The 279-nt window shown below is 73.5% G+C and carries 1 protein-coding gene; it reads left to right on the top strand.

The features are described 5' to 3' along the window. Positions 1 to 278 (top strand): ArsA-related P-loop ATPase (locus ACSNOK_RS34000; protein WP_436784599.1); only part of this gene is annotated, 278 nt, incomplete at its 5' end. Position 279: the final 1 nt, after the last annotated feature.

Here is a 279-nt window from a genome sequence, read left to right as displayed (position 1 = left end):
CCGCCGAACTGCTTCCGATCGCCGAGACCATGGAGGTGTACGAGAAGCTCACCGGCCTCGGTGTCGACGTGGCCGCGCTCGTCGCCAACCGCCGTTCTCCGGGGGACGCCGGTGAGCTGCTCGACCGCCGCCGGAGGCTGGAGGACGAGCACCTCGCCCGGCTGCGGCAGCGGATCCCGGACGTCCCCCTGCTCGACGTGCCGCTGCTGCCGGGGGACCTGGTGGGCACGCAGGCCCTTGCCGCGCTGGCGGACCGGCTCGGACCCTCCCCTTCTTGAG

The sequence above is a fragment of the Streptomyces sp. URMC 126 genome (genome assembly GCF_051386555.1).
GTDB lineage: Bacteria > Actinomycetota > Actinomycetes > Streptomycetales > Streptomycetaceae > Streptomyces.
This window is presented reverse-complemented; position numbering and strand designations above follow the sequence as displayed.